Raw genomic sequence first — 18,331 nt, 5'->3', positions numbered from 1 at the left:
CTAGCCGCCGGTCATCGGCGGGAAGAACGCGATCTCGCGTGCGCCCGCGATCGCGGCGTCCGACTTGACGTGGGCATGGTCGATTGCGGTGCGGATCACCTTCGGCTTCTCGAACGCGTACGCATAAGCATCGCTCCGGCCGGACAGCCAGGCGATCAGCTCCTCCACGGTACGCACGGTCGCCGGCGGCTCGATGGTCTCCTCGGCCTTGCCGACGCGCTCGCGCACCCAGGCGAAATACTTCACCTTCATCCCTCGTCCTCCTTGATGAGGTGATGGATGCCGGCGCGGAAATAGTCATAGCCGGTGTAGATGGTCAGGATCGCCGAGGCCCACAGCAGCGCAAGGCCAATCATCGTGACGACGGGCACCACTTCGTCGCCGGCAGGTCCCGCGAGCAGGAAGCCGATCGCGACCAGCTGGACCGTGGTCTTCCACTTCGCAAGCTTGGTCACGGGCACGCTGACGCGGAGCGCGGCGAGGTATTCGCGCAGGCCCGAGACCAGGATCTCGCGGCAAAGGATCACGATGGCGGCCCATAGCGACCAGCCATGGATGATGCCGTCGGCGGCCAGCATCAGCAGGCAGGACGCGACCAGCAGCTTGTCGGCGATCGGGTCGAGCATCCGGCCGAATGCCGATTGCTGATTCCAGATCCGCGCGTAATAGCCGTCGAGGTAGTCGGTGACCGCAGCCGCAATGAAGATGGCGACCGCGACCCAGCGCAGCCACAGCGGCTGATCCAGAATCGACTGCGCATAGATGCATCCGACCACGACCGGGATCGCGGCGATCCGGCCATAGGTCAGGATGTTGGGGAGGGACATCGCGCGGCTGGTTGTCCCTCGTGTCGTGGCGATGTTCATCCGTCCTACCAATACCGCTCAAGGCTGAAGGTCAACCGTCCCGCTCACAAATGCGACGCCGGATGCGACGACCTTATGACCATGGCTCCCCTTGGCTCCCCTTTAGTTCACCCCGGCTGGGGATGGAAATACTCGAAAATCCTGCGGGCGCTTTCGGCGCTCACCCCCGGAACCTTGCCGAGATCGGCGATCGAGGCCCGTTCGATCTCCTTCAGGGTTCCGAAATGGTGCAGCAAGGCACGTTTGCGTGACGGGCCGATGCCCGGAATCTCCTGCAAACCGGCCTCGCGGATGTCCTTCTTGCGCAGCTTGCGGTGCGAGCCGATGACGAAGCGGTGGGCCTCGTCGCGCAGGCGCTGGATGAAATAGAGCACGGGATCGCGCGGCTCCAGCTTGATCGCCTCGCGCTCCGGCATGAACAGGGTTTCGCGCCCGGCATCGCGGTCCGGCCCCTTGGCGACCGACATCAGGGACACCTGGGTCAGGCCGAGAGCGGCAAAGATCTCGCGCACCGCGTTGAGCTGGCCGCGGCCGCCGTCGATGATCACGAGGTCGGGCCATTGCGGAAAGTCGTCGTCCTTGACCTTGGCGCCCTCCTCGGGCGGATTGATCAGGCGCTTGAAGCGCCGCTCCAGCACCTCGCGCATCATGGCGAAGTCGTCGCCCGGCGTGATCCCTTCCGACTTGATGTTGAACTTGCGGTACTGGTTCTTCACAAAGCCGTCGGGGCCGGCGACGATCATGGCGCCGACCGCGTTGGTGCCCTGGATGTGGCTGTTGTCGTAGACCTCGATGCGCTTGGGCGCATGCGGCAGGCTGAGCGTCGCGGCCATGGCGTCGAGCAGGCGGCTCTGGGTCGCGGTGTCCGCGAGCTTGCGGCCGAGCGCCTCGCGCGCATTGGTCAGCGCGTGGGTGACGAGCTCCTTCTTCTCGCCGCGCTTGGGCGCGGTGACCTCGACCTTGTGGCCGGCCTTGATCGCGAGCGCGTTGGCGAGCAGCTCGCTCTCCTCGATCTCGTGCGAGAGCAGGATGACCTTCGGCGGCGGCTTGTCGTCGTAGAACTGGGCGAGGAACGAGCCGAGCACTTCCTCCGGCGTGAAAGTCTTCTCCGCGCGCGGGAAATAGGCGCGATTGCCCCAGTTCTGGCCGGTGCGGAAGAAGAACACCTCGACGCAGAAGAAACCGCCTTCCTGGTGGACCGCGAACACGTCGGCTTCCTCGACCGTGCGCGGATTGATGCCCTGCTGGGACTGGATCGCCGACAGCGCGGCGAGGCGGTCGCGATAAAGCGCGGCGCGCTCGAACTCGAGCTCGCCTGAGGCCTTCTCCATCTCGCCGGCGAGCTCCTGCTTCACCGCGTGGCTCTTGCCGGAGAGGAAGTCGCTCGCCTCGCGCACCAGCGTTGAATAGCCGCCGAAATCGATCTCGCGGGTGCAGGGACCGGCGCAGCGGCGGATCTGGTAGAGCAGGCAGGGCCGGGTCCGGCTCTCGAAGAACGAATCGGTGCAGGAGCGGATCAGGAACGCGCGCTGCAACGCCGTGATGGTGCGGTTGACCGCGCCGGCGGAGGCGAACGGACCGAAATAGCGCCCGGGCCGCGTCTGCGCGCCGCGATGTTTCAGGATCTGCGGCGCCCAATGGTCGCCGGTGATCAGGATATAGGGAAACGACTTGTCGTCGCGCAGCTGCACGTTGAAGCGCGGCCGCAGCTGTTTGATGAGATTGGCTTCCAGCAGCAGCGCTTCGGTCTCGGTGTTGGTCGAGACGATCTCCACCGTCACGGTGGCTGCGATCATGCGCAGGATGCGCGCCGGCTGCGGCGCGCTCTGACGCGCGTAATTGGACAGGCGCTTTTTGACGTTCTTGGCCTTGCCGACATAGAGCACGTCGGCATTGGCATTGAGCATGCGGTAGACGCCGGGCGAGGTCGGGGCCAGGCGGACCGCGCGCTCGATCGCCTCGTGGCCGGTCGCCAGCGGCTCTTCGCCGACCGCGCCGCTCTCTTCGAGGATATCGGGCAGCAGCGCATCGTCCTCGTCGTCGCCGCCTGTGGTGGCGGGATCGACGTCAGGCGCCGCCGGTCCCCCGGGCGGAGCGTCGTTCGCAGCGGTGTGCGGCGATTTACGCGCGCGGTCGTCCGGATTGTCGGTGGAATCGTGAACCATGAAGCGAATTTAGGCGCTGGGCGCGCCGATTTGAAGTTCCGGCCATGCCGCACACACAGGATGGCGGCGCAGTTCCCCGGTAACGCTTGCTTAAGCCTGTTAACAGCGCGGTAACCCGGCTTAACAGCCCTTTAACTTAAAACTCTCGATAAATCCTACGCGAAAGGGTCTTGGTTCCGTAACCATGGGGTTTTGCCTCGCGCGCGCGGAGCCAAGCATCGCACCGGTTGCGGCAGTTGCGTTGGAGTTAAGTGATGAAGAGGCTCGTTGTGGGCGCAGCCGCGTTGGTTGCAGCCGGCTGGACGGGTTCGGCAGGCGCCGCCGACATGAATTATGGAGGGCGCGCACCCTATACCGTGAACCAGCCGCTCAATGCCTATAGCTGGGCCGGTCCCTATCTCGGCGGCAACATCGGCTACGAATGGGGCTCGGTCGACAACAACCCCGCAAAGCCGTCCGGCTTCGTCGGCGGCGTCCAGGCCGGCTACAATTTCCAGAACGGCCCGTGGGTGTTCGGCGTCGAGGGTGACATCCAGGCGGCCGGCGCCGACGACACCTTCGCGCCGTGGAAGTTCTCCAATCCGTGGTTCGGCACGCTGCGCGGCCGCGCCGGCTATGCCTTCAGCAACGTGCTGTTCTACGGCACCGCGGGCCTTGCCTTCGGCGAGCTGCGCGCGCAGACCTTCGGCTGGACGGAGTCGCACACCACCGCCGGCTGGACCATCGGTGCCGGTGCGGAAGTCGGCCTCGCGCCGAACTGGAGTGCCAAGCTCGAATATCTCTACATCGATCTGTCGACGAGCCAGTTCGCAATCACCGGCGTGTCGAACGGCTACAGCGCCAGCGTTGTGCGCGCAGGCGTGAACTATCGCTTCTGATAGCTGAAGAAGAAAATACCGGACCACAGCCTCCCGGCCGTTCGCGGCCGGGATTTTTTTGCGTCCGGTGCTTTCGCGTCAGGCGTTTCGCGGGCAGGCCCGCTAGGACAGGATCACCAGGTTGACGGCCTTGGGTCCCTTCCCCTTCTTGTCCGGTTCGACTTCGAAAGTAATACGCTGTCCTTCGGCAAGGTCTTTCAGTCCCGCACGCTCTACAGCCGTAATATGTACGAAGACATCGCGACCGCCGTCATCAGGCTTGATGAAGCCGTAGCCGCGCTCTCCGTTGAAGAACTTAACTGTTCCCGTCATGGCCATCGGGAAACTCCCCCTCATTGCTCCTCCGTCGCGACGCAGACGCACGTCACGACATGACCGGGCCTTACGAAGCCCGGGAGAGCTGGCCATCCTTGGTCGGACCTCATCGGCCCGGCGGGATCTTTCTTAGGCCTTCACTCCGCCGCAACCATTCGCGGAAGCGGAACGTAAAGCCAGTCACGGAAACAGCATAATACGGTTCTTTGCGGATTGACTACCGCTACTGCATATTTTTCCCAAGAATGCCGGAGGGTTACCTCTTCGGTATCTCTAATCGGAATCTGGCAGCGCCGCCCTGGCCGAGCGGCATCTCCAGCTCGGGCAGAATGGTTTTGAGCTCGCCATGCAGCGTGTAGGGCGGATTGACGATCAAAAGCCCGGTGGAGGTGAGGGGCCCGCCATCGGCTTGCGGTGCGGCGCTGAATTCGAGACGCAGGCATTTGCCCGGTGGTTTTGCTGCGGCTGCGAGCCGCGCCACTGATTGCGCCAGCGTGTCGGTGGCGCGGCGGTTCTTGGCCGGATACCAGATTACATAGATACCGGTCGGCCATTTCGCGAAGGCTGCCGAGAAGGCTTCGCCCAGCCGTTCGAACTCGTCCTTGGCCTCGAACGGCGGATCGATCAGCACGAGACCGCGCCGTTCTTTCGGCGGCACGAAGGCCGGCAGCGCCACCCAGCCGTCGAGATCCACCACGCGAGCCTGCTCGTCGCGGCGCAGCACGTCGATCAGCGCCTTGCGCGCCTTCGGCTCGAGCTCGCAGGCGACGAGGCGGTCCTGCGGCCGCAGCAGACCGCGCGCGATCAGCGGCGAGCCAGGATAGGCCTTGAGCTCGCCCTTCGGATTGAAGGCGCGGACGATGTCGAGATAGGGTTTTGTCAGTGCGATGGTCTCGTTCGACAGGCGCGCCTGCATCAGCCGCGCGATGCCGGTCAGCCACTCGCCGCCGCGGCGCGCCTCGTCGCTTTCGAGATCGTAGAGGCCGGCACCGGCGTGGGTGTCGATGACACGGAACGCCCCCGGCTTCTCCTGCAGATAGGTGATGATGCGCGCAAGCACGATGTGCTTGATGACATCGGCGAAGTTGCCGGCGTGGAAGGCGTGGCGGTAGTTCATGAGCTAGGACTACGTTGTCTGGCGCGATCCCATCCCCTTGTCATTGCGAGCGCAGCGAAGCAATCCAGAATCTTTCCGCGGAGGCAGTCTGGATTGCTTCGTCGCAAGGGCTCCTCGCAATGACGGTGGCTACCCACCCCTGATCGGCGGCATCGTCACCTGGTCGCGGCGGCAGGCGCGGCGGTCGATCTCCTCGCAGGCGCGGAATTGCAGGTCCTTGCTGAGGCAGATGCGGACCTCGGACAATCGCGTCCGGTTGCAGGTGACCGAGACGGCGGCACTGCTGAGGCCTGGATTGGCCTTGATGAAGGCCTCCTCGACGTCACCGGGGGCCACGGTCTTGGCCTGCGACAGATCGAGATACTCGGCCGGGATCTTGATCGCGGCGCGCGCTTTGCGGATCGTCTCGAAATAGCTGCGGTCGGCGAGACCCGAGCAGGTGCCGTGCTTGTCCCACTCGTTGAAGATCAGGCCCGGCGCCGGCATCAGGTCGAGCATGGAGGAAACGATGCTGCGGCTCAGCCGCGGCGCCGGCCGCTGGCAATATTCCGGAAAGCCGTTCTCATATTGCGGCCACAGCCCGTGCACCACGAAGGCGTAGGGCCGGCCGCTGCACTGAAGCTGGGAGCGGCCGCCACGCTCGGCCGCTTCCTCGCAGAACGAGGGCGACCATGACAGCGACAGCACATAGAAATCGAATTCGCCCGGCGCGTTCTGCCGCTTGTCCTGGGCTTTCGCGCCGTCGGCGAGCGACGCCAGCCCGGCGGCAAGGGCGAGTGAGATCACAAGACGGGAGAACGAACGCAATCTGGAATGAAACATGGCGACGCCCCTCAACTAGACTGTGCAATCGAGCCTAGCAGGCGATGAGAACATTTCAAGAACAAATTTCGGGCGCCGGTGGTTCGGCCGCTTGATCGGACCGAATCAGAGCTTTCGAATCACTGCCTGGCGGCGCGGCAGGCCGGGTTGTAGGCCCAGTTGCGGTCGAGCCCGACCACGCACCATTCGACGCCGTTGCCGTAGCCGGCAAAGCCGCCATCCTCGATGATCGAGAAATGCACCTTGCGCACCTTGCCGTCGGTGAGCATGGCCTCGCCGGTGCAATAGCGGCGCGGGATGTTGTCGGACTGCCAGGGCCGGAACGCGACCTCGCGAACCGCCGAGAAGCCCGTGATCTTCAACGAGGAATTCCAGAACGAGCTTTCCTTCTCCCAGAACTGGGTGGCGATCGTCGGCAGCGCCTTGTCGCAATCGGTGACGGCGCCGTCATAGCGCGGCCCGCTCAGCCAGAAGTTCAGCTCCAGCGGATTGGCGGCCCGGGCCTCGCTGAGCGACAGCGCCCCGAACATGAGGCCGAGCACGGCGGCGAAGCGGAGCGATTTGAAGGAGGGGGCGCGCATGGGCAATCCGGACAGCTGGGTCTTCGAAGCTCGGACGGTGCCGCGAAGGCCGGAAGAGGTCAAGTGCAGCGCGGCAACACTTCGCCAGGAGTTGACCAGAACGTCGCGGCCGGCCGGCCTCGGTTCTTTTCACTTTGGCCCCGGCACCGTAAACTGGCGCCAACCAATTGGAGTGACGGGAATGCGAATCATTGCGGCCGCGGGCCTTCTTGCCTTGGGTATGATGGCGAGCCAGTCGGCGCGCGCCGATATCCTTCCGGTGCCTCCGTTCAAGGGCAACGACACCGGCGGCATCATCGCCTTTTCGATGGCAAACCAGGTCGATGCGCGGCAGGTCGCGGTCGATCATTGCGCGCGCTACGGCAAGGTCGTCAAATTCCTCGGCGTGCAGGCCTATGAGGGCGGTTACATCTCGTTCTCCTGCCGCTGGGTGCCCTATGGCGCCGCCGATCGGCCGATCCGCACGCTCTACTGAGGCGTCGTCGTAACGTCGCAGTCTCTTAGCCGGGAGCTTCCCACATGACGCGCAAACTCGCTTTGCTCGGCTCGGCCCTTTGCGTTGTGGTGTCGGCAGGCAGTGCATCTGCCGACGATCTGCCCGTGCGCAAGGCCGGCCTCTGGGAAATGAAGCTGGTCACGAGCGGCTCGCCCGTGCCCGAGATGACCATGCAGCACTGCACCGACGAGACCGTCGACAAGGAGATGAGCAACAACGTCTCGCCGATGGCCAAGCAGGTCTGCGCCAAGCAGGAGATCAAGAAGACTGCGAGCGGCTATGTCAGCGATTCCGAGTGCAGCGTCGCCGGCGTCAGCACGACCTCGCATGCCGAGATTACAGGCGACTTCAACTCGGCCTACACAGTGAAGTCTTCCTCGCATGCGCAAGGCGGCGTCGCCGGCGCTGCGGGGCGCGATACCACCATGACGCTGCAAGCGAAGTGGTTAGGTGCCTGCAAGCCGGACCAGAAGCCCGGCGACATCGTCATGCCCGGCGGCTTCAAGATGAATGTGCGCGACATGGACAAGCTGAAGGCGCTGCTGCCGAAGTAGGGTGAGATGGTCGTGAGACCGTAGCCCGGATGCAGCGAAGCGAAATCCGGGGTTCGCGCGTCACGAGAAGCCGGTCCCGGATTACGCTACGCTCCATCCGGGCTACGTCATCAGCTACACCGGAATCCTCACGCTCGCCCTCAATCCGCCCATCGGGCTGTCGCCCAGCGTGATGTCGCCGCCATGGGAGCGGGCGATGTCGCGGGCAATCGCAAGGCCAAGGCCGGTGCCACCTTCGTCCTGGTTGCGGGCATTGTCCAGCCGCAGGAACGGCTTGAACACTTCTTCGCGCAGATGGGCGGGAATGCCGGGGCCGTCGTCGTCGACCGTCACGGTCAAATAACGGTGATCGCGCTGGCCGGTGATGGCGATGCTCTTGCCGTAGCGCGCCGCGTTGGTGACGAGGTTGGCGAGGCAGCGCTTGAACGAGGCCGGCTTCACCGTCACCACGGGCAGGCCGTTGAACGCCACGGTCGCGGTGTGGCCGTGGCGCTCGGCATCGCTGCGCAGCTCCTCGAGCGCCTGCGCCATGTCGGTCGGCTGCGACTGCTCGCCGGAATCGCCGCGGGCAAAGGCGAGGTAATCCTCCAGCATCATTGACATCTCGTCGACGTCCTTGCGCATGCCTTCGAGCTCGGGGCTGTCGCCGATCAGCGCCAGCTCGAGCTTGAAGCGGGTCAGGATGGTGCGCAGATCGTGGCTGACGCCGGCGAGCATCGCGGTGCGCTGCTCCATCGTGCGCTCGATGCGCGACTTCATCTCGAGGAAGGCCACCGCCGCGCGCCGTACCTCGCGCGCGCCGCGCGGGCGGAAGTTCGGCGCCTCGCGGCCCTTGCCGAAACTCTCCGCGGCATCGGCAAGCCGCAGGATCGGCTTGATCTGGTTGCGCAGGAACAGCACCGCGACGATCAACAGGATCGAGGACGTACCGACCATCCAGAACAGGAAGATCTCCGAGTTCGAGGCATAGGCGGCGCTGCGCTGCGCGAACACGCGCATCACGGCATCGTCGAGCTGGATGCGGATCTCGACGAGATTGGAGCGGCCGACCGTGTCGATCCAGAACGAGCGGCCGATCTGGCGGCCGAGCTGCACCGACAGCGTCTGGTCGAGCAGCGAGAAGAACGGCTTCGGTCCCGGCGGCGGCATGTCACCGGCGGGCAGGAAATCGACCACCAACTGCAACCGCTGCCCAATGCTCTTGAGCTGCGCGCGGTCCTTGTCCTGCGGATAGCTCTTGTAGACGTCGATCAGCGCGGCGATGTCCTGCACCACCGCGGCCGACAGCCGTCGTGTCACCGTGTTCCAGTGCCGCTCCATGAACACGAAGGCGACCACGGTCTGCAGGATCACCATAGGCACGATCATGATGAGCAGCGCGCGGGCATAGAGGCCGGTCGGCATCCAGCCCTTGAACGCGTTGCCCATCCAGCCATTGGCGGCGGAGACGCGGCCGGCGGCGCTCTTCAGAAGCGTCAGGCCGGTATCGATCGTGCTCATCTAGCGCGCTTCACTTGATCTATGGTGAGGCCACCAGCCGGTAGCCGATGCCGCGCACTGCCTGCAGGAACAGCGGATTGGCCGGGTCGGTCTCGATCTTGCGCCGGAGGCGGTTGATCTGCACGTCCACGGCGCGCTCGTTGACGCTGCCATTGCCGGTCAGCGCACTGCGCGGCACGGTCTCGCCCGGCGTCTCCGAGAGAATGCGCAGCATCTCGCGCTCGCGGTCGGTGAGGTGGATGACCTCCTCGCCCTGGCGCAACTCGCCGCGATCGAGATGGTAGACATAGGGACCGAACGCGATCTTCTCGACCGTCGTGGCCTGCTGCGGCGGCGCGGCGCGCTTGAGGATGTTGTTGATGCGCAGCGCAAGCTCGCGCGGCTCGAACGGCTTTGCGACGTAGTCGTCGGCGCCGATTTGCAGGCCCTCGATGCGGGCTTCGGCCTCGTGACGCGCCGTCAGCATCACGATCGGCACTGAGGAGGAGGTCCGAATGAAGCGGGCAAGATCGAAGCCGGTCTCGCCGGGCATCATGACGTCGAGGATCAGGAGGTCGAAATGCAGGCCCAGCAGTTTGGAGCGTGCGTCACCCGCGCTTGCCGCGGTGGTGACGCGGTAGCCCTCGCTGGCGAGAAAACGCGAGAGCAGGTCGCGGATACGGCGGTCGTCGTCGACCAGCAGCAAATGCGGGGCATCGTCGGCCGGTTGCACCGGCGGACGGGCGAGCGTGGCTGCGAGCGGCACGGTCACTCCTTCGAGTCTTGATTGACGGAGGCGAAGATCGTCTCGAGCACCTTGTCCGGATCGTCGCGGTCGATCATCGCTCGCAGGAAGCGCTTGACCGTCTCGGCGTCCTGCGGACCCATCTCGGCAAGTGCCTTGGTGATCCGCGTGGTCTGGAGCCCGGCGAGCTTCTGGACCAGCGCCTCGCCCTTCGGCGTCGCGTAGAGCAGGCGCTGGCGGCGGTCATTGTCGCCGGTCTTCTGCACGATATAGCCCTCGTCCAGGAGCTGCTTGAGCACCCGGCCGAGCGACTGTTTTGTGATGCGCAGGACGTCGAGCAGGTCGGCGACCTTCAGCCCGGGATAGCGGTAGACGAAGTGCATGACGCGGTGGTGGGCCCGGCCGAAGCCGAACGCCTCGAGTTCCTGGTCGGGATCACCGACGAAATCGCGATAGGCGAAGAACAGCAGCTCGATGATATCCCAGCGCAAATTGCCTCCATCGCCCGCGGCCGGCCGGTGCGCGGCAGCGTCTTGAGGGGGAGTCGCGAAATTTATGTCAGGCATATTGACGTATCTTGGGTTCAATGTTACAAAAGGATCGACCCGCACGAAATTTTAGATCGTTTCGCATCGGGTGGCATCGTAGCAGGGCGGCCAAAGAGAGCCGGACAGGCGGCGACGGCCGAAGCAGATCTACCGTGCGATTGTCGAGCGGCATTTCGGCAAAACATACTGGACTTCCGCCTTCCGCAAAAGCATGTCCTCGGCGACATGCTGGCCACGGAAACCGGCCGTAACATGGCTGGCGGCGGTCCGGCCAGAAACCCAATCAAGCCAGCCGGCCCCGGAACGGGCCGGCGGGCGCGAGAAACAGCGCCGCCACCGGGCAGCGGGAGGCAAGGACATGAGCATGAAATTCGACATCCAGCCCGCATCCAATCCGACGTCCGAAAAGGACCGCGTCGCCAAGCTGGTGGACCCCGGCTTCGGGCGGATCTTCACCGACCACATGGCGATCGTCCGCTACAACCAGGCCAAGGGCGGCTGGTATGAGGCCCGCGTCGAGGCGCGTGCCAATTTCCAGCTCGATCCGGCCGGCGCCGTCCTGCACTACGCCCAGGAAATATTCGAAGGCCTCAAGGCCTACAAGCGCGACGATGGCGGCGTGAACCTGTTCCGTCCCGACGCCAATGCGCGCCGCTTCAGGGATTCCGCCGACCGCATGGCGATGGCGCAATTGCCCGAGGACGTCTTCATCGAGGCGGTCGAGCAGGTCGTGCGCATCGATCGCGCCTGGATGCCGGGCGGCGAGGGCAGCCTTTACCTGCGCCCCTTCATGATCGCGAGCGAGACCTTCCTCGGCGTCAAGCCGTCGTCCGAATACATCTTTGCGGTGATCGCTTCGCCTGTTGGCTCCTACTTCAAGGGCGGGCCTGCGCCGGTGTCGATCTGGGTTTCCGAGAACTATACACGCGCCGCGATCGGCGGCACCGGCGCCGTCAAATGCGGCGGCAACTATGCCGCGAGCCTGCGCGCCCAGGCCGAAGCGATCCAGCACGGCTGCGATCAGGTCGTCTTCCTCGACGCAGTCGAGCGCCGCTATATCGAGGAGCTCGGCGGCATGAACATCTTCTTCGTGTTCGACGACGGCTCGCTCTCGACGCCGCCGCTCGGCACGATCCTGCCCGGCATCACCCGCGACTCCATCATCGCGCTCGCCCGCGATGCAGGTAAGACCGTGCGCGAAGAGCCGTATTCGCTCGACCAGTGGCGCAAGGATGCGGCCAGCGGAAAGCTCAAGGAAGCCTTTGCCTGCGGCACCGCCGCCGTGATTTCGCCGATCGGCAAGGTGCGTTCGGTGAGCGGCGATTTCGAGATCTCGGGCGGTGCCGCCGGCCCCGTCGCCATGGGCCTGCGCAAGCAGCTCGTCGACATCCAGTACGGCCGCACCAACGATCCGCACAACTGGATCCGCAAGGTGTTTTGATCTCTTCACCCTCCCCTGGAGGGGGAGGGTCGATCGCGCGAAGCGCGAGCGGGGTGGGGTGATTTCTCCACACGGGCGGTGCGCACAGTGGAGAGACCGTCACCCCACCCCGTCTCTCATCTTCGCTACGCTCAGATGCGAGCCGACTCTCCCCCTCCAGGGGAGAGGGCAGAAGCGCAGCGCTTGTGGCTTATCGCGCACTGAACGTGCTGCTGCCGACATGCGACAAAGCCAGGACACAACAAGCATCCTGGACATCGCGAACATGGCATTCAAACTCTCCCAGCCCATGAAATGGGTAATTCTCGCCGCCGTCACCGGCGTCTCCGTTTTCGGCATCCTGACCATCGGCCCCACGCCCGAGGTGGTCGCGCAGGACCGCTCGCCGATCGTCGACGTGCGCACCACCGACCCCGAGATGAACGCCGCGATTGCCCGCGCCCGCGGCTCGCTGCCGACCTTCTGGGCCTCCTATGACGCGCCAAAATCGTCGGAGACCGGGCACGCCCTGAAAGTCCGCTTCTCGACCCGCAAGGGCGGCGAGCACATCTGGATCGGCGAGGTGAAGAAGCAGCCCGACGGCAGCTATTCCGGTCTGTTCGCCAACGAGCCGCGCGATCTGCCGGGCAAGCACGCCGGCGACGAGGTCAAGTTCAGCGAAGCCGACATCTCGGACTGGATGTTCATGCGCAACGGAAAGATCGTCGGCGGCGAGACCATCAGGCCGACGCTGAAGTCGCTGCCGAAGGCGGACGCGGATGCCCTCCGGGCCCGGATGGAGAAGCCGTAAAGGGCTGACGCCGTCATTCCGGGATGGTCCGAAGGACCAGACCTCAGGTGCGCAATTGCGCACCGGGGAATCTCGAGATTCCGGGTTCGATGCTTGCGCATCGCCCCGGAATGACGGCGTCCCCTAAGCACCGGTTGCCGCCACCGGCGTCGGCTGGTAAACGCCGCGGATGGCCGAGAAACCCAAAAAACCCCAGAAACTGAAGGCGCGCCTGCCGCGCGGGCTCGAGGATCGCGACCCCTCAGCGATCCGGGCGACGCGCGAGATGGTCGAGAAGATCCGCGCCGTCTACGAGCTCTACGGTTTCGAGCCGGTGGAAACGCCGGCGATGGAATACACCGACGCGCTCGGCAAGTTCCTGCCCGACCAGGACCGTCCGAACGAGGGCGTGTTCTCGTTCCAGGACGACGACGAGCAGTGGATCAGCCTGCGCTACGATCTGACCGCGCCGCTCGCCCGTTACGTCGCCGAGAATTTCGACACGCTGCCCAAGCCCTACCGCAGCTATCGCGCCGGCTACGTGTTCCGCAACGAGAAGCCCGGCCCCGGCCGCTTCCGCCAGTTCATGCAGTTCGATGCCGACACGGTCGGCTCGGCGACGCCGGCGGCGGATGCCGAGATCTGCATGATGGCGGCCGACACGATGGAAGCGCTGGGCATAGCGCGCGGCTCCTATGTCGTGAAGGTCAACAACCGAAAAGTGCTCGACGGTGTTCTGGAAGCCATCGGGCTTGCCGGTGCCGAGAACGCAGGCCGCAGGCTGACCGTGCTGCGCGCCATCGACAAGCTCGACAAGTTCTCCGCCGACGAAGTGCGCAAATTGCTCGGTCCCGGACGATGGGATGGCGGCGAGGAAGGCAAGGGCGACTTCACCAAGGGCGCCAATTTGAGCGAAGCTGAAGCTGACGTTGTTCTCGCCATCACCAGGCCGCGCGACGATTGGAAGGAGGCGATTGCCGCCGCGGAAACCTACCTCGCCAAGAGCGAGATTGGTCAAGCCGGCGTCAGCGAGCTGGAAGAGATTGCGAAGCTGGTGACGGCGTCGGGTTACGGCGCGGACCGCATCAAGATCGATCCGTCCGTGGTGCGCGGTCTCGAATATTACACCGGCCCGGTCTACGAGGTCGAACTGCTGCTCGACACCAAGGACGAGAAGGGCCGCCCGGTGCGCTTCGGCTCGGTCGGCGGCGGCGGGCGTTACGACGGCCTCGTCTCGCGCTTCCGCGGTGAGCCGGTGCCGGCGACCGGTTTCTCGATCGGCGTCTCGCGGCTGCAGGCCGCGCTGACGCTGCTCGGCAAGCTCGACACGCGGCCCGAGTTCGGGCCCGTGGTTGTTACCGTGTTCGATCGCGACCGCGTCGCCGACTATCAGAAGATGGTGGCAAGCTTGCGCACCGCGGGCATCCGCGCCGAGCTCTATCTCGGCAATCCCAAGAACATGGGCAACCAGCTCAAATATGCCGATCGCCGCAACTCACCCTGCGTCATCATCCAGGGCTCGGACGAGAAGGCGCGTGGCGAGGTGCAGATCAAGGATCTGGTCGAAGGCGCGAAAGCAGCCGCCGCGATCGCTTCCAATCAGGAATGGCGCGAGACCCGCCCGGCGCAGTTCTCGTGCAGCGAAGCCGATCTCGTCGCAAAAGTGCGTGAAGTCCTCGCGCGCCATGACGTGAACTGGGGCTAGCCATTCGCTCCATTGGTCATGCGCGGGCTTGACCCGCGCATCCATCTTTCAAATGATGAATGGCCGGGACGAGCCCGGCCATGACGACCAGCAGCAGGGAGAAGACGATGCCTGAGATCACCATCAGCATGGCCGAGGGCCGCACCGACGAGCAGAAGGCCGGCATGATGCGCGACATCACCCAGGCGCTGGTGAAGAACCTCGGCGTCGATGCCGATGCCGTCGTCATCCAGATCAACGAAGCCCCGCTCCGCCACAAGATGAAGGGCGGCAAGACGTTCGTGGAGCGCGCGGCGGCTGCGAAGAAGTAGGCGCTGCTGGCGCGGCAATCACAACTGTCGTCCCGGCGAAGGCCGGGACCCATAGCCACAGGGAGTGGTTATTTGGCCAGCTGGCAACTCCGAGCCTTCGCCAAACTACTCCCTGTGGTTATGGGTCCCGGATCAGCGCGCGCTTAAGGCGCGCTTGTCCGGGACGACATCGAGCAAGCACCATGGATGCACGCGAGTTCATCAAAATCGGCATGAGCGCCGAGCGCACCCTGGTGGTGCCGGCCGAGCGCACCGTCGGGCATTTCGTGCCCGGCATGCCCATGGTGTATGCGACGCCGATGATGATCCTCGAGATGGAGATGACCGCGGGCGATGCGATCCGCGCCGCGCTTCAGCCGGGCTGGGTCACTGTCGGCACCGAGGTCGACATCCGCCATCTTGCAGCTGCGCTGGTCGGCGCGACGGTGCGGACCACGGCGAAGGTGACTGCCGTAGAGCGCCGCGTCATCCGCTTCGAGGTCGAGGCATTCGAGGGCGCGCGCAAGCTCGGCGAGGGCCGCCACGCCCGCGGGCTCGTCAATGTGGAGATGTTCAACAAGCGGCTGGGTGCGTAGCCGCGGACGCGGTGCCGTAGGGTGGGTTAGCTCGCGGTCGCGCGAAGCGCGGTCCGCTGGCGTAACCCACCAACTTCGATCCGCAATCGCTGATGCATGGTGGGTTACGGCTTCGCCTAACCCACCCTACGGCACCTGTTTACTTCGCCAGCTCCTTCGACCGCTTCGTCGCCGCCGCGATCGCGCGGATCATCAGATCGCGCAGGCCCGGCTCGCCCATCAGCACGCCGAGGGCCGCGGCCGTGGTGCCGCCCGGCGAGGTGACGTTCTGGCGCAGCGTGGCGGAGGGGAGCTCCGACTGGTGCAGCAATTCGCCTGAGCCGGCGACGGTCTCGCGCGCGAGCTTGGTCGCGAGCGCTTCGGGCAACCCCGCCTCCACGCCGGCCCGCGCCAGCTCCTCGGCGAGCAGGAACACATAGGCCGGGCCCGAGCCGGAGACGGCGGTCACCGCGTCCATCAGGCCTTCATCCTCGACCCATTCGACCGAGCCGGTGGCGCGCAGCAGCGCATCGGCCACCGCGCGCTGGCTCACGCTGACGTTCTGTGCTGCGACCGCGACGGTGATGCCGCGGCCGATCGCGGCCGGCGTGTTCGGCATCGCGCGCACCACGGCGCCGCCGCAGACCTCCTCGAGCGAGGCGATCGTGGTTCCCGCCATGATCGAGACCACCGAGGTCTTGTCCGAGACGAACGCTTTCAACTTCGCGCCGGCCTCGCGGAACATCTGCGGCTTCACGGCGACGACCATCGTCTCGACCCGACCGGCAGTCGCAACATCGGGATTGAGCGCAACGCCCTTGGCGGCAAGTGCCGTGATCTCCGGCGAGACATGCGGATCGATCACCGCGACGCGGCGCGGATCGAGCCCGCCCGCCAGCCATCCGGTCAGCATCGCGCCGCCCATCTTGCCGGCGCCGGCGAGAAGAATGGTGCCGGTGATGTTTTTGAGAGTGCTTTTGTCTGCCACTGAGGTCACCCAAGCAAAAGGTGTCGTCCCTGCGAACGCAGGGACCCATAACCACGAGTGGTTCTAGTGGATGGAGGTGGTGGCAACAAGCCGCGTGCCACAAGGGAAATCACGCGGTATGGGTCCCGGCGTTCGCCGGGACGACGTGGGGAGGGAGTAGCGGCTCCCTCACGATCCCGGGCGAGGCCTTACGCCTCTCCCACCGTGTCGAACATCGCCGCGTCCATCGCCTCGGTCGTGGTCTTGCCAGCCCACACCACGAACTGGAACGCCGGAAAGTAGCGCTCGCAGGCGTGGATCGCGCCGGCGAGCATGGCTTCGCATTGCGCGGGCGAGGCGGTGAGGCCGCCCGGCAGCACCAGGGCCTGGCGGTGCATGACCATGCCGGTGTTGGTCCACAGATCGAAATGGCCGACCCACAACTGCTCGTTGACCGCGGCGACGAGCCGCTGCACTTCGCTCCGCCGCGCGGGCGGAATCTTCATGTCGAACGCGCAGGCAAGATGCAGCGCCTCGATCTCGCCCATCCAGGTGAAGGAGATCTGGTAGTCGGTCCATTGTCCCTTCGAGACAATCGTGAGTTCGTCTTCGCCGGAGCGTTCGAACGGCCAGTTGTTGCTGGCAGCGATATCCTCGACCACCGCGAGCGGATGGTTTCGGGAATCGATGTTGCCTTCGAGCAGGGACATGCCGTCTCGACCTCTTGCCTTCTTGTTGTCGTTGATACGCACGCGGTTGGGCCCGGCGCGCGCTCCCTAAACGCTACGGCGTCCCCTCGGAGTCGCTCTTGCGATCCCTCGGATCAGCGCGGGCCTGTCGCGGATCAAGTGATGTGATTTGCGGAATCTGCGCAACGGGGTCGCGAGTCCGTCCACAAGCCAGGACTCGGTCGTCCACAGCTCATCTCCGCCACAATTATTAACGTGGGAGTCGCGATCCGGACGGACGAGAACAAACCGGAATCGGATTCGAGCGGGCCGGCCAATCGTTAATTCCGTCCCGCGAGGCCGCTCCCGCCACGATGGCATGGGACCATGCGCTTTCCCCATGGGGAACGCGCTTGCTGTCGCCGCCGGCCGGCGTCATATTTCCGGGCAGGCCGTTCATTCCGGACGGCCGATGTTCTCAGGGCGGGGTGAAAGTCCCCACCGGCGGTAAGGGCCGAAAGGCCCAAGCCCGCGAGCGCCTTCTCCCAAGGACTTTCCTGAAAAGGTCTTGTCCGAAGGGAAGGGTCAGCAGATTCGGTGCAATTCCGAAGCCGACGGTTAAAGTCCGGATGAAAGAGAACGGTCGGTGGCAGACGCATCGTGAGGATGCGGCTGTTTGTCGTTCCGTGTGCCCTGATTCTGGTCCTTGAACCGAGGAAAGCCATGAATCAGATGTTGCAAGATCCCCAAACCGAAACGTCCCAACCCACCCAAACGCCGCCGCCGGTTCCGCAAGAGCCGGCACCCGCGCATCCGCGCTTCGCCAAACCGCAGCGGGTGGCCTTCGTGCAGGCCTGCTGGCACCGCGACGTGGTCGAGGAAGCCCGCATCGCCTTCATGAAGGAGGCCGAGGCGCGCCACCTCACCCATGTCGACGTGTTCGAGGTGCCGGGCTCGTTCGAGATCCCGCTGCACGCGCAGGTGCTCGCCAAGACGCGGCGCTACACCGCGATCGTCGCCGCCGGCCTCGTCGTCGACGGCGGCATCTATCGCCACGAGTTCGTCGCCGACACCGTGATCAAGGCGCTGATGGACGTGCAGCTGCGCACCGAGGTGCCGGTATTCTCGGCGGTGCTGACGCCGCAGCAATTCCACGAGACCGAGGTGCACTACGATTTCTTCCGCAGGCATTTCTCCATCAAGGGCGTCGAGGTCGCGGCAGCCTGTGCCGAGACGTTGCACGGCCTGGAGCGCCTGCGCGGCCAGGTCGCGGCGGGGATCGTGTAGCCGCGCCCTTCACACGCCGCTGATTGTCAATCCCGCCGCCGTCCCTATAAAGTCGGCGGCGGG

The 18,331-nt window shown here is 65.1% G+C and carries 21 protein-coding genes and 1 riboswitch; of the genes, 9 read left to right on the top strand and 12 right to left on the bottom strand.

The features are described from left to right. The 3 genes from moaD to uvrC all read right to left on the bottom strand — a co-directional run bounded on the left by moaD (position 1) and on the right by uvrC (position 3,031). Entirely contained in the window at positions 1–252 is a 252-nt protein-coding gene (gene moaD / locus IQ16_RS23575) for a molybdopterin converting factor subunit 1 (protein ID WP_018648370.1), read from the bottom strand. Next, a complete protein-coding gene (pgsA, locus tag IQ16_RS23570) occupies positions 249–866 on the bottom strand; it encodes a CDP-diacylglycerol--glycerol-3-phosphate 3-phosphatidyltransferase (protein WP_018648369.1) in 618 nt (205 codons plus the stop codon). Before pgsA ends, moaD begins: the two co-directional genes overlap by 4 nt. A 107-nt stretch (positions 867–973) precedes the next feature. Continuing rightward, the gene (gene uvrC, locus IQ16_RS23565) at positions 974–3,031 is read right to left on the bottom strand and encodes an excinuclease ABC subunit UvrC (protein WP_018648368.1); all 2,058 of its coding nucleotides are present in this window, start codon (positions 3,029–3,031) and stop codon (positions 974–976) included. A 254-nt stretch (positions 3,032–3,285) separates the two neighbouring features. Here uvrC and IQ16_RS23560 point away from each other — a divergent pair, with 254 nt between their 5' ends. After that, the gene (locus IQ16_RS23560; protein WP_020608162.1) at positions 3,286–3,909 is read left to right on the top strand and encodes an outer membrane protein; all 624 of its coding nucleotides are present in this window, start codon (positions 3,286–3,288) and stop codon (positions 3,907–3,909) included. Between the two features lie 102 nt (positions 3,910–4,011). On the opposite strand, the gene IQ16_RS23555 is transcribed toward IQ16_RS23560, so the two are convergent. From IQ16_RS23555 to IQ16_RS23540, 4 genes are all read right to left on the bottom strand, one after another. After that, positions 4,012–4,227, bottom strand: coding sequence for a cold-shock protein (locus IQ16_RS23555; protein ID WP_008544396.1), 216 nt, complete (start codon positions 4,225–4,227; stop codon positions 4,012–4,014). Between the two features lie 253 nt (positions 4,228–4,480). After that, positions 4,481–5,341 carry a 23S rRNA (adenine(2030)-N(6))-methyltransferase RlmJ gene (locus IQ16_RS23550; RefSeq protein WP_018648366.1) on the bottom strand — a complete coding sequence of 287 codons (861 nt, stop codon included), beginning with the start codon at positions 5,339–5,341 and terminating at the stop codon, positions 4,481–4,483. 129 nt (positions 5,342–5,470) lie between these two features. Next, entirely contained in the window at positions 5,471–6,163 is a 693-nt protein-coding gene (locus IQ16_RS23545) for a ribonuclease T2 family protein (protein ID WP_018648365.1), read from the bottom strand. Between the two features lie 119 nt (positions 6,164–6,282). Further along, the gene (locus tag IQ16_RS23540; protein ID WP_026312892.1) at positions 6,283–6,744 is read right to left on the bottom strand and encodes a hypothetical protein; all 462 of its coding nucleotides are present in this window, start codon (positions 6,742–6,744) and stop codon (positions 6,283–6,285) included. A gap of 181 nt (positions 6,745–6,925) precedes the next feature. Here IQ16_RS23540 and IQ16_RS23535 point away from each other — a divergent pair, with 181 nt between their 5' ends. Then, a complete protein-coding gene (locus tag IQ16_RS23535) occupies positions 6,926–7,219 on the top strand; it encodes a hypothetical protein (protein WP_018648363.1) in 294 nt (97 codons plus the stop codon). Positions 7,220–7,263: 44 nt separating this feature from the next. Beyond that, complete coding sequence (locus IQ16_RS23530) at positions 7,264–7,794, top strand: DUF3617 domain-containing protein (RefSeq protein WP_018648362.1); 531 nt, start codon at positions 7,264–7,266, stop codon at positions 7,792–7,794. A gap of 114 nt (positions 7,795–7,908) precedes the next feature. Here IQ16_RS23530 and IQ16_RS23525 read toward each other — a convergent pair whose 3' ends face one another. Genes IQ16_RS23525 through IQ16_RS23515 form a run of 3 tightly spaced genes read right to left on the bottom strand, consistent with a single transcriptional unit; the run spans position 7,909 to position 10,584 of the window. Beyond that, entirely contained in the window at positions 7,909–9,294 is a 1,386-nt protein-coding gene (locus IQ16_RS23525) for an ATP-binding protein (RefSeq protein ID WP_018648361.1), read from the bottom strand. 19 nt (positions 9,295–9,313) lie between these two features. Continuing rightward, entirely contained in the window at positions 9,314–10,045 is a 732-nt protein-coding gene (locus tag IQ16_RS23520; protein ID WP_018648360.1) for a response regulator, read from the bottom strand. Further along, a complete protein-coding gene (locus tag IQ16_RS23515; RefSeq protein WP_026312891.1) occupies positions 10,042–10,584 on the bottom strand; it encodes a MarR family winged helix-turn-helix transcriptional regulator in 543 nt (180 codons plus the stop codon). The genes IQ16_RS23520 and IQ16_RS23515 overlap by 4 nt, the downstream gene beginning before the upstream one ends. A gap of 340 nt (positions 10,585–10,924) precedes the next feature. On the opposite strand from IQ16_RS23515, the gene IQ16_RS23510 reads away from it, so the two are divergent. The 5 genes from IQ16_RS23510 to IQ16_RS23490 all read left to right on the top strand — a co-directional run bounded on the left by IQ16_RS23510 (position 10,925) and on the right by IQ16_RS23490 (position 15,367). Beyond that, positions 10,925–12,007 (top strand): branched-chain amino acid aminotransferase, encoded by a 1,083-nt coding sequence (locus IQ16_RS23510; RefSeq protein WP_018648358.1) that lies wholly within the window; start codon positions 10,925–10,927, stop codon positions 12,005–12,007. A gap of 265 nt (positions 12,008–12,272) precedes the next feature. Further along, positions 12,273–12,797 (top strand): YegJ family protein, encoded by a 525-nt coding sequence (locus tag IQ16_RS23505; protein ID WP_026312890.1) that lies wholly within the window; start codon positions 12,273–12,275, stop codon positions 12,795–12,797. A 169-nt stretch (positions 12,798–12,966) separates the two neighbouring features. Then, complete coding sequence (hisS, locus tag IQ16_RS23500; RefSeq protein WP_018648356.1) at positions 12,967–14,481, top strand: histidine--tRNA ligase; 1,515 nt, start codon at positions 12,967–12,969, stop codon at positions 14,479–14,481. Between the two features lie 80 nt (positions 14,482–14,561). Beyond that, positions 14,562–14,792 (top strand): tautomerase family protein, encoded by a 231-nt coding sequence (locus IQ16_RS23495; RefSeq protein ID WP_080648182.1) that lies wholly within the window; start codon positions 14,562–14,564, stop codon positions 14,790–14,792. 182 nt (positions 14,793–14,974) lie between these two features. Continuing rightward, the gene (locus IQ16_RS23490) at positions 14,975–15,367 is read left to right on the top strand and encodes a thioesterase family protein (protein ID WP_018648355.1); all 393 of its coding nucleotides are present in this window, start codon (positions 14,975–14,977) and stop codon (positions 15,365–15,367) included. A gap of 139 nt (positions 15,368–15,506) precedes the next feature. Here the strand turns inward: IQ16_RS23490 and proC are convergent, their stop codons facing one another. Next, the gene (proC, locus tag IQ16_RS23485) at positions 15,507–16,271 is read right to left on the bottom strand and encodes a pyrroline-5-carboxylate reductase (protein WP_430648214.1); all 765 of its coding nucleotides are present in this window, start codon (positions 16,269–16,271) and stop codon (positions 15,507–15,509) included. A 251-nt stretch (positions 16,272–16,522) separates the two neighbouring features. Next, positions 16,523–17,023: a type III secretion system chaperone family protein gene (locus tag IQ16_RS23480; protein WP_026312889.1), complete on the bottom strand. Its 501-nt coding sequence runs from the start codon at positions 17,021–17,023 to the stop codon at positions 16,523–16,525. A gap of 428 nt (positions 17,024–17,451) precedes the next feature. After that, a riboswitch (FMN riboswitch) is annotated at positions 17,452–17,626 on the top strand. Positions 17,627–17,704: 78 nt separating this feature from the next. Here IQ16_RS23480 and IQ16_RS23475 point away from each other — a divergent pair. Next, a complete protein-coding gene (locus tag IQ16_RS23475; RefSeq protein WP_018648352.1) occupies positions 17,705–18,268 on the top strand; it encodes a 6,7-dimethyl-8-ribityllumazine synthase in 564 nt (187 codons plus the stop codon). The last annotated feature ends 63 nt before the right edge of the window (positions 18,269–18,331 follow it).

This window comes from Bradyrhizobium huanghuaihaiense (genome assembly GCF_007830635.1).
In the GTDB taxonomy this organism is placed as follows: Bacteria; Pseudomonadota; Alphaproteobacteria; order Rhizobiales; family Xanthobacteraceae; genus Bradyrhizobium; species Bradyrhizobium huanghuaihaiense.
Note: the sequence above shows the minus strand (reverse complement) of the source record. Positions and strands in the feature narration are given on the sequence as shown.